This window comes from Streptomyces sp. NPDC102451 (assembly GCF_044765485.1).
GTDB lineage: Bacteria > Actinomycetota > Actinomycetes > Streptomycetales > Streptomycetaceae > Streptomyces.
The window spans coordinates 32,238-42,372 of record NZ_JBIWKD010000031.1; the positions used below are offsets into that span (position 1 = coordinate 32,238).

8 protein-coding genes and 1 pseudogene are annotated in these 10,135 nt (G+C 69.3%); 5 read left to right on the top strand and 4 right to left on the bottom strand.

Annotation, left to right across the window (positions count from 1 at the left end):
- Nucleotides 1-168: 168 nt before the first annotated feature.
- Nucleotides 169-360 carry a hypothetical protein gene (locus ACIRD8_RS36605; protein WP_404001748.1) on the bottom strand — a complete coding sequence of 64 codons (192 nt, stop codon included), beginning with the start codon at nt 358-360 and terminating at the stop codon, nt 169-171.
- A 617-nt stretch (nt 361-977) separates the two neighbouring features.
- Between ACIRD8_RS36605 and ACIRD8_RS36610 the strand changes: the two genes are divergently transcribed.
- Nucleotides 978-4,316: a hypothetical protein gene (locus ACIRD8_RS36610; protein WP_404001751.1), complete on the top strand. Its 3,339-nt coding sequence runs from the start codon at nt 978-980 to the stop codon at nt 4,314-4,316.
- Between the two features lie 954 nt (nt 4,317-5,270).
- Here ACIRD8_RS36610 and ACIRD8_RS36615 read toward each other — a convergent pair.
- A complete protein-coding gene (locus tag ACIRD8_RS36615) occupies nt 5,271-6,020 on the bottom strand; it encodes a histone-like nucleoid-structuring protein Lsr2 (protein WP_404001754.1) in 750 nt (249 codons plus the stop codon).
- Nucleotides 6,021-6,237: 217 nt separating this feature from the next.
- On the opposite strand from ACIRD8_RS36615, the gene ACIRD8_RS36620 reads away from it, so the two are divergent.
- On the top strand, nt 6,238-6,492 hold the full coding sequence (locus ACIRD8_RS36620) for a hypothetical protein (protein WP_404001757.1): 255 nt from the start codon (nt 6,238-6,240) through the stop codon (nt 6,490-6,492).
- A 260-nt stretch (nt 6,493-6,752) separates the two neighbouring features.
- Here the strand turns inward: ACIRD8_RS36620 and ACIRD8_RS36625 are convergent, their stop codons facing one another.
- Nucleotides 6,753-7,256 carry an N-acetyltransferase gene (locus ACIRD8_RS36625; protein ID WP_404001760.1) on the bottom strand — a complete coding sequence of 168 codons (504 nt, stop codon included), beginning with the start codon at nt 7,254-7,256 and terminating at the stop codon, nt 6,753-6,755.
- 160 nt (nt 7,257-7,416) lie between these two features.
- Nucleotides 7,417-7,941 carry an O-acetyl-ADP-ribose deacetylase gene (locus ACIRD8_RS36630; protein ID WP_404001763.1) on the bottom strand — a complete coding sequence of 175 codons (525 nt, stop codon included), beginning with the start codon at nt 7,939-7,941 and terminating at the stop codon, nt 7,417-7,419.
- 67 nt (nt 7,942-8,008) lie between these two features.
- On the opposite strand from ACIRD8_RS36630, the gene ACIRD8_RS36635 reads away from it, so the two are divergent.
- From ACIRD8_RS36635 to ACIRD8_RS36645, 3 genes and pseudogenes are all read left to right on the top strand, one after another.
- Nucleotides 8,009-8,215 carry a hypothetical protein gene (locus tag ACIRD8_RS36635; RefSeq protein WP_404001766.1) on the top strand — a complete coding sequence of 69 codons (207 nt, stop codon included), beginning with the start codon at nt 8,009-8,011 and terminating at the stop codon, nt 8,213-8,215.
- A pseudogene (locus ACIRD8_RS36640) lies at nt 8,212-8,912 on the top strand (response regulator). Before ACIRD8_RS36635 ends, ACIRD8_RS36640 begins: the two are co-directional and overlap by 4 nt.
- A gap of 436 nt (nt 8,913-9,348) precedes the next feature.
- Nucleotides 9,349-10,044 (top strand): class I SAM-dependent methyltransferase, encoded by a 696-nt coding sequence (locus ACIRD8_RS36645; RefSeq protein WP_404001769.1) that lies wholly within the window; start codon nt 9,349-9,351, stop codon nt 10,042-10,044.
- The last annotated feature ends 91 nt before the right edge of the window (nt 10,045-10,135 follow it).

Here is a 10,135-nt window from a genome sequence, read left to right on the forward strand (position 1 = left end):
TGGAGCAGCCGCACATTCGGGTGGTCGTCACGCGGCACAAGACATCCCCGCACACGCGGGAGCCGAGAAGGATCTGCTCCTAACGGGGGCCATCCCCGCACAGGCGGGAAAACCCAACAGTGGCCGAGAGTAAGCCCTGCAGCCACGCCAGGACCAGGCCCACGGGCATCACCGCTTCCCACCACGGCGCATCAGGATCGTCAGCGTCGCCCGGGCGTCGCGCCGGCGCTGCGGGCTACGGAAGAGGACGGAGGAGGCCGCCACCGTGACGACGACCCCGGTGTAGGCGAGGCCGGTCGCGGCGGAGAGGGTGGCGGCTTCCTGGAGCGCGGACTCCAGAACGGTCAGCAGAACGGACACGCGGACTCCCCTTCGGGGTTGTCGCCCGGTGGTCTTCTCCGCCGGGCGCGGTCCCACAGGTATCCGGCTTCAGGGCTTCGTCCGGCGATGTCCGGAGGAGCGGATCAGCGGCATGTTCCCAGGTCAGAGGGAGAATGAAGATGTGTCCGGAGAAGTCTTCCGCAGACGGCGGACGGAGCGGTGCCGGACAGGTGCCGACGTTCACGGATGAGCTGAGGGCGTTGTACGAAGCCGCAGGCGGTCGTACAGGGTTGGGGTACGGACGCCTGATCCGGCTCGCCGAGCAGCACGGCCACAAGGTGGTGAAGCAGAATCTCAGCGACTGGTTCCTCAAGGCGCCCCCACAGGAACGGGGGCACGTCGAGTACACGCTGCGGGTGTTGATCCCGTTCCTGGAAGATCGTGCGGTGCTCCGTTCGCCCGGCCACGACCGGACGCCTGACGGTGCTTGGGGCCGTCGGCTGAAGGCTGCACAGTCCGTCAGGAACAGCGGCAAGGGTGGCCGTGGCTCCCGCGTTCACGCAGCCTCCCCGGGGCGGCTCCTGGGCGGGCTGTCCCAGCCCCTCCGGGATGTCCTTCCACGCGAGTTCGTGGGGCGGGAGGAGGAAGTGGCCGACATGGCGGAATTCGTCACCGGTCCCGACGACGCCCCCGCCTACCTGTGGTGGCAGGCAGGTCCTTGGGCGGGGAAGACCGCCCTGCTGTCCTGGTTCGCGGTCCGAGAGCTGCCCGCCGGGGTGGACGTCGCCCACTACGTCATCGCGGGGCGCCTGGGCACCGACCGCCGTGACGGTTTCGTACAGGCGATCGGGGAGCAACTCGCTGCTGCGGCGGGGAACAGGCGCTACTCCGCGCTGGACCAAAAGCAGCCAACCCTCGAACCGCTGTACGAAGCAGCGGCTCGTGAGTGCGCGGGGCGCGGTCGCCGCCTGGTGCTGATCGTCGACGGGCTCGACGAGGACGCGGACGCCGGCCTGGACGGTGCGGGCATCGCCGGGCTGCTGCCGAAGGTCCCCCCGTACGGCATGCGTGTCATCGTCACCGGGCGACCTCACCCGCGCGTCCCGGTGAAGCTGGCGCCGGACCACCCTCTGCGGGACCCCGCCGTCGTCAGGCGGCTGACCGAGTCCCCCGCGGCACGGGTCATCCGGGACACCGCCATGGCAGAGCTGCGCACCCTGCTCGACGACCGCGACATCGGGCGGCGCCTCCTGGGGCTGCTCGTCGCCGCACGAGGCGCGCTCACCGGCGCGGACCTGGGCGAGCTCCTCGACATCACGCCGTACGACGTGCAGGACAAACTCCGCACTGTGGTTGGCCGATCCATGGCGCCTACCCGCACCGACCTCCTTCCCCTGGACGTACGGGCAGAAGCCGAGGCCGAAGCCGGCCGGCAGACTTTCGTGCTGGCCCACGACACACTCCACGTAACTGCGTGCGAGGAGCTGGGGAGGCGTTTCCTCACCGAACGCACCCACGACCTGGACCGCTGGGCCCAGCTGTACCGGGACGAGGGCTGGCCCGAGGACACCCCGAACTATCTCCTCACTGGTTACACCCGGCTGCTGCACGAGAAGGAACGCACCGACGAGCTCACGGCCCTGGTCCTCGACCCTCAGCGCCAACTCCGCCTCGTGCAACGCTCCGGGCCCGATGTCGCCCTCGCCCAGCTCGATCTGATCGCGCCCTCCGGCAGGGACCACTCGCCGCCGCGGGACGGGGCCACTGCGGCAGCTGCTGCCGTTTCTCGGGAGATGCTCCTGGCTCGCATACGGCCGCTGCCGGGCCCCGTGGCGGGGACCATCGCCCGGCTCGGCGACGCGCAGCGTGCCCGCGCGCTTGCGGGCTCATCAGGGCACGCCGTCGACAAGGCTCTGAACCTGGCCGGTGTGGCCCGCGTACTGCAGGCCATGGGCGACCGGCAGGCCGCCGCCACTGCTCGCGAAGCAGAGGAGTGGGCCCGTGCGGCGCTGCGGGAGACGGACCGCCTCGGCCATGCCGCCGACGAGGCGGACGCCGCAGCAGCGCAAGCGGCCCTCGCCCTGCTGGAGACTGCCATGGCGCCGGGCAAGGACCGTGATCTCCGGGGACAGTACGCGGACGGCCTCGCCCTGCTCCGTTCCACACGCGGCACGAGTACGGCCCGCAACGAGGCCTGGGCGCTGGCTGCCGGCTTGCTGGAACCGGACCATCCAGGGCACGCGGCAGAGCTTTTGGACGAGCTGGAGGAGCAGGCTGAGACGCTCGCCGGCGAAGACCCGGCCGAAGGTCCCACCGCAGCCGCCGCCGTTCAGCTCTGGCAGACGGTGGCATCCGCGGCCCCGGACCGCACCGACCGCCTCCACGACCGCGTCGTGACGTACGCGACGGAGGTGTGGCGGGACGCGCCCACACTGGAGAATCTCTCCGTGGTCGCGACCGCCGCCTCGCTCGTGGCGCAATCCCGGCCGGCGCAGGCTGAGCAACTCGTGGCCGCGGCATGCCGGCACCTCGAGCACGTGCTGCACACGGATGCCGGGCGACTTCCCCCGGCGGATGCCTTCCATCTCGAATTCGGCTTCCGGCACACGCTTGCCGTCCTCTCCCAGGCCCTGGCTGATCTCGGGACATCGCCCGAGACAACCGCCCGCATGCTGGAGCTCGGCCAACGCCTCCTTCCACGGGAGCCGGCAGACCAGCCGGGACAGCTCGCCCCCGACGAGGACGAAGATCAAGCCTTCACCGAGGCCACCGGATTCGCCGACCAGGCCTTCCGCCTGGCCGGCCAGGGCGCCGTCAATGAGGCAGAACACCACCTGGAACAGGCACTGGCCCTCCTGCCTGCTGCCGGCTCCGGAACGGGCCGCGGTCCCGTATGGCTGCCGGACCTGGCGGGTGCTCTGATCCGTACCGGCGCGACCTCCAGTCTTGAGCCGCTGTTGGATCTGGTGCAGCACCCTGACGACCGGGTGCGCATGCACGCCGCCATGGCCCTGGCGTATACGGACTCTCCGGACTCTCTCCGGCCGACCGCAGCGCGCGACCATGCGCAGGAAGCAGCCCGTGCGGCTGCCTCCCCGGCCGCTTCCGACACGAGCTGGCCTTACGCCGCGCAGGCACTCGCGTGTGCGGGTGAGGTGGAGTCCTCCCTGGACCTCATCGTGCAGCACGAGCGGCCGGACGGTGCCGGCCGGCGGGCCGGTTGGCGAAAGGCCGACCAGGCGGCGCGCATCGCTGTCGCCACGGAACTTGCGACGCGTGCCCCTGAAGCGGCGGGCGAACTGATCCTTCCACTGCTGAAGCGCCTGGATGCCGCCCGGCATGCGATCCGAAGCCAAGGGCTGCTGCCCTCACTCGTGGAACTCCTCCCGGCCACCGCCCATCTGTCGCCTGAACAGCAGTCGATGTTCGACTCAGTGATGGAGACGGCGCGTGAGCAGGTGACGCGAAGCAGCCCGCAGTCCTGGCATCACGAAAGCGTCCTCGTGCTGGCCTTCTTGCGCCTCGGTGCCGGAGAAGAACCCGGCCGCCAGCTGGATTGGCTGGCAGGAGAGATGGCCAACCGCGGAACCGGACACTTCCCCACCGCCGCGCTGGCAGTACTTCACGCAGCCCTGTGCGACACCACCGCTGCCCAGCGGGTGGCCGCTCTGCCCGCCGCCCCACACCGCAGAGCGGCGGCACTGACCGCAGTGGCATCACACCTCGCCCGCGTCCCCTCCCGCCCCTGTCCCGTCCCCGACCCGATCGGCACGGACCGCTTCACCCACACCATCCAGCACCTGGCCCTGAAAGCGACCTCAACCGCACGTCCAGCCAACGAAGCGGCCGTCGAGCCTCTCCACCACGCCCTGACTACCACTGGCTGGTATCACGCGATTCCTGCTCTGAACCGGCTCGCCCCCGAAGCCATTGCGGGCGTCCGAGACATCGCCGTGGCCCACCTACGCCCGTCGCAAGGCCCTCGGGCCCGATGAACTGGCGCTGCCGTCATCGACCACCTTGGCAAGGGCAGCATGGGCTGGGGACGAGGACCAGCCCCGCGGACGCGGGGAGCACGCCTCGCGGGTCAGCGCCCAGGCGCCCCCGTGGGGACCATCCCCGCGACTGCGGGGCGCACCTCTGCGTCACCGCACCCTGGTACGGGATCAAGGGGCCATCCCCGCGGGGGGGGCGGGGAGTACATCCGCGCCACCGACGCGCTTGCCGCGTCGATGGGACCATCCCCGCAGGCGCGGGAGCACAGCGAGGAGACGCGCGCCTGCCTGGCAGGCCCGGGACCATCCCCGCGGGCGCAGGGAGCACGGTGTCGGCATGCACGGCGTGATCCCCGTGCTGGGATCATCCCCGCGGGCGCGGGGAGCACTCTTGCTGAACTGCGAGTTTGTCACTCGAGATGACCGCTCCGCATCACTTTCACCGACTCCGGCAAAGCGCACTTTTCTTTCACGTAGACCCAAAGGGTGACGACGTGCCGGTTGCCGCCGGCGAGCGGAGTCCCGTGGCGGTCGACGATCAAATCGCGCTCGGACCGGTGAGGGCACGGTCCACCTGTGAGGGGCCGACATGGTCCTCCCTTTGCGGGCTCTGGTGCGGGACGACCCCGGGTACGGGCGCTGGTGCTGCTCCGCGCAAGTTCGTGGAAGGGCGAGGTGGGATCGAGAGGCCGAGTTGGCCCGCCGGGTCACTGTTGCCTTGGTGCCGACGGCTGTCGGACGGCATTCCCGCGATCTCGGGCCTCTCGTTTGGATCATGCCGGGCTCGCGAGGCCTGGCACGCGCATCTGCGGCGTTGTCGTCAATCTTCCCCAAGGTCTCGGCTTCGCTCGACCAGGGGAGACCCCAATCGCTCCGCGTTGCCTCAATCCTCCGCCTTGCAGCTGCACGCACCAGACCCCGCTCCCTGATCCGGCCTGATCCAAACGAAAGACCCTAGTCCTGCTGGTTTGCGTACGCTTCGCGGATGGCGGCGGGTATGCGGCCGTTGTCATTGACGAGGTAGCCGTTGGCTCGGGCCCACGCCCGTACGGCGTCGCTTTCCGGGCTGCGATCGAACAGGAAGGTGTCGGCGGTTCCGTTGACGACGTAGGCGGGCATGGGCGTGACGTCGAGCCAGTCCTGAGGCAGTGAGAGCCCGAAGTGGGCTCCGATGACGGTCAGGCAGCGTCGTCGGTGATGTCGGATTCCTTCGCTCTCCTCCGCGTACTCTGTGCCGCCATGTCTGAGTAGGCCCTCACCAACAAGCGCGGGCAGCAGGATGTCGCGGTCCTCGCCGTGCCTGGTCCTCTCCTCGCCGATGCCGAAGGAGCAGAGAAGGTGCCCGTCGCGCGCGTACTCGAATTGGGCTGGCGGGTGATCAGGCCATGAGGAAAGCACGACGGCTTCGCTCCCGTCCTGCGAAAGTTCGCGCCACCGGTAGCCCCCCACGGGGGCCCCGTACTCCAGTGCAAAGGACCACCCGCCGCTCCGACCGACGCGTGCCACGCTGGCCGCGCCATAGTCCTCGCTCTGGCCGGACCAGGCCATCGTGCGCGCCTGTGCTTCCGTGAGCGGCCTTGCCACGGGGGAGGCTTCCCTCGCACTCAGGCGCTGAGCAAGCTCATCCGGGTCCATGTTGCGTGCGAAGACGACGGTGAAATCCCATTCCTTCAGCTCCGCCAGCCACGCGATGTCCTCTGTCATGACAACTCCCCAGCTCTTCCGACGACGGCTCGGGGACGGTACCCACTGGCACTGACATCGAGCTGGGGCAGGGGTCCGTAATGGTGGCGATCGTGGCCACGGCCACCAGAGCGAGACGGAACTGCTGGCCCTCCTGCGTGAACTCGACGACCCCGAGCGTCTGGAGTGGCCGCTGAACTACGACCGCGCCGCGGTCAGCCTCGCGTTCGCCGGGCTGGTGCGCCGGCTCGAGACGGACTTCGGGGCCGAGTGCGAGTTCGAGCAGGACACGCAGGACTCCAGTGAGTACGGGCGTGTCCGCGTGCCGGCCGAGGCGACGATCCGCGGGACGCGGATCGTGGTCTGCGTGAGCAAGTTCGGCTCCCTCGCTGAGGTCTGCGCCGACAACCCGGGGCCTACTTCGGCACGGACGACGCTCGAGAGGAAGGGGCACTGGACCTCGCCGACCTCGCCACCGTGGAGCGGGCGCTGACCGAACTCGGCTTCGTAAGCGTCCCCGAGGAACTGCTGGAAAGCGACTACGAGGGCCCCAGCGCGCTGGGGCCCTTCTCCGCACGGCCCACTTAGTGGACGCGGTTCTTCGGCTTTATGTGATCCGCCTGCCCGGCGGCCTCGCAGCAAGATCCGAAGGAGACGGCCTCGGCCTGAAGCCTCACAGAGCCAACGTGATCAGGACACAACACCACCGCACGGCCTCTGCGCAACCGAACCTCTCGGTGCGACAGAAGCTACTTACGCGTCGGAGTGCTCCGGCAGGGTGAGCCAGTCCGACCAGGAGATCTCTCGGCCGAGGAAGCGCGGCTGCTCGAACGGCCAGTCGGCGGCGATCCACTGCGGCACCAGCTCATCGAGGGCCTGCTCGACCTTGCTGCCCACCAGCTCGTCCACCACCCACCAGCAGATCTCGCCGTCCGCGCCGGCCCTCTCCGGTGGGTCGATGTAGACGCAGCCGAGCAGAGCTGTCTCCGCCGAGTCGAACAGCGCATAGTTGAAAGACTGGTGTGCGGCGATCTCCTTCTCGTGCCGCAACAGGTCGGCTTGGTCACCCTCGTAGGTCATGGTGGCCGCAGGCCAGCCCCAGGCCGGGCCGAAGATGGTCCACAGCCGCTCGCGCGAACCCATCACAGCCGGATAGTCGAGCGGGGTGTCCGCCTCCCGGATCGGCCGCAGGTGATGACCACTGCCCGGCAGAGGTACCAGGACGGGATGGACGAAGTTATCGGGGAGCCAGCTCATAGCGCCCGACCGTAGCAGCGCGCGGCCCTCCGTTCCTTTGGGTTTTGCCCGCATACCGCCAGGACCGGCTCTCATACCGGGCAGTGCCCGCGATCACCCGATCGAGACGCCCGTTCGATCGACAGACTCCATGATCGGTCTATGTGTCCGGGCCCCTCGCTCACGCCTTCAGAGCCTCATCGAAGCGGGCGTACGCCTCCTCGTCGAAGAGCACGAACCGGACCTCGGTGACCGGAGGGAGCGCCGCCTCGCGGACCGTACGTACGGCGATCCGGGCCCCGTCGTCGAGCGGCCAACCGTAGATGCCCGTCGAGATCGCCGGAAAGGCAACCGTCCGGGCTTCCAGCTCCGACGCCACCCGCAGAGACTCCCGATAGCAGGAGGCCAGCAACGCAGAACGGTCCTCAGTGCGCGACCACACGGGGCCCACAGTATGAACAACGTGCTGCGCATGCAGCCGGCCGGCCGTCGTTGCCACCGCCTGCCCGGTCGACAGCCCCTTGCCGTACTGGGAGGCCCGCAGGTCGCGGCAGGCGGCGAGGATGTCGGGCCCGCCACGCCTGTGGATCGCGCCGTCCACCCCGCCGCCGCCGAGGAGTGAGGAGTTGGCGGCGTTGACCAGGACGTCGCAGTGCTGCTCGGTGATGTCCCCGTGTACGAGGGTGATCGTCGGTCGTGTCGTCATGCGGCCATAGTGCCGCCCGTCAGTATGGGATGCGGCCCACGGCCGAAGGTGCACGCGATGAACGCCCGTGCGCGCCACCGCGGACGCCCCCAATGACCGCGGCGCCCGCCCAGCCCCGGCCCGCCGCCGCGTCTGGCGGGGCGGCCTCGGCCTCCCCGCACTCACCGAGCACGCCCAGGCCCTCGGCGGAACCCTCTCGGCGGGGCCGCACGGCGACGGCGGCTGGCAGCTCACCGCCGTCCTTCCTGCCACGCTCCCGAAGGAGTCTCCATGACGACGCCCCTCGGCCCGACCCGCATCCTGATCGCCGACGACCAGGCGGACGTACGCAGCGGCTTCCGCCTGATCCTTGGCTCGCAGCCCGACATGACCGTGGTCGGCGAGGCGGCGGACGGCCTCACCGCCGTCCAGCTCGCCCGCACCCTGAGCCCGGACCTGGTCCTCGCCGACATCCGCATGCCGGTCCTGAACGGCCTTGAACTCACCCGACGCCTCGCCGGCCCGGACGTACCCAACCCGATGCGGGTCCTCGTCGTCACCACCTTCGACCACGACGCCTACGTACGCACGGCACTGCACGACGGCGCCTGCGGGTTCCTGCTCAAGCGCTCGGGCCCCGGGCTGCTGATCGAGGGTGTCAGAGCGGCGATGGCCGGGGACATCCTCATCAGCCCTCAGATCACGGTCCGCCTGCTCCAGACCCTCGCCCCTGCCCCCGCCCCCGCAACGCCCACGGCTCTGTCGCCTCTCACCGCCCGGGAGCAGGAGATTGCCCGGCTGGTCGCCGAGGGCCTCACCAACGCCGAGATCGGCGAGAAACTCTTCATCTCAGCGGGCACGGCCAAGACCCACATCGCGAACATCCAGGCGAAGCTGAAGGCCCGCAACCGGGTGGGCATCGCCGCCTGGGCCTGGGAAACGGTCTGGCCGGCCCAGTCCCACACATTCCACCGGCATGCGGCGGACGGTAGCCACTCTCCGCCGGTGGTCGAGGATCCTGCGCAGAACCCCGGCACCAGGCCGATCACCTGCGCCGGACGACCAAGATCAACTCGCATCCGGTGCGGTTTTCTCGCATTGGATGCGAGCCATGGAGAGTGGTGGGCAGTGAGGTTCAAGGGACCGTCCCGGGGGCAGCGAGACTGCACCTTACAGACGGCATCGCACTGCTGCGGCCGGCGGAACAGGTCTTCTCCGCGATGCTGCGCGGATTCGCCGATCAGCAGCTCGCACGGAACCTGACCCGCGCGACTGTCGAAGGCCGGAGAACACGGTGAAGGCGTTCACCGCCTACGCGAAGAGGCACCTGGAGCTGATACACCGCCGGAGACCACTGACGGTCACCGCACGCACCCGGGGCTGCCGAAACCGCTCGCGGTTGGCAGCCACCGGCGCGATGCTGTCACGATGCCTGCAGAGACCGCTTACCACGACGAAGTCGGCGACTACTTCGCAAGGAACGCCGACACCAGCCCCTACAACGCACACACCGACCGGCCGGCGATGCTCGCGCTGGCGGGGGATGTTGCCGGGCTGAAGATTCTCGATGTCGGCTGCGGGGCCGGGCACTACGCGGCCGAACTCCTCGCGGGTGGTGCCGAGGTAGTCGGAATCGACGGCAGCGCAACTCTGCTGAGTCACGCGCGGGAGCGATTGGGTGACCGGGCCGAACTGCGGATGCACGACGCGGAGAAGCCGCTTGACTTCATCGACGACGCGTCGTTCGACGGAGTCGTATGCGCACTGATGCTCCACCACATCGCCGATCGGCCTCGTCTCCTCGGCGATCTACGACGCGTCCTGCGTCCCGGGGGATGGCTGCTGGTCTCGACGACCCACCCGACGGCTGACTGGCGGAAATTCGGTGGCTCGTACTACGCCGAGGACTGGGTTGACCTCCCACTCGCCGGGGGGCCGTTGGCAGTCCACTACCAGCGCATGCCGCTGGAAACGTTCCTGAACGAGCTGCTGGTCGCCGGATTCATGCTTGAAAAACTCATCGAGCCTCGCCCGACGCCGGGCCTGAGAGAACTCGACGAAACGGCCTACAACAAGCTCCACCAGGCTCCGTGCTTCCTTGCTGTCAGGCTTCTGCGACCCTGACAGGGCGTTAAGTCCGTTTCTGGTAGCGGCCGCGTCCGGGCTGTTCGAGGAGTCCCTGGCGGACGAGTCTTCCCAGGCGGGAACGGGTGAC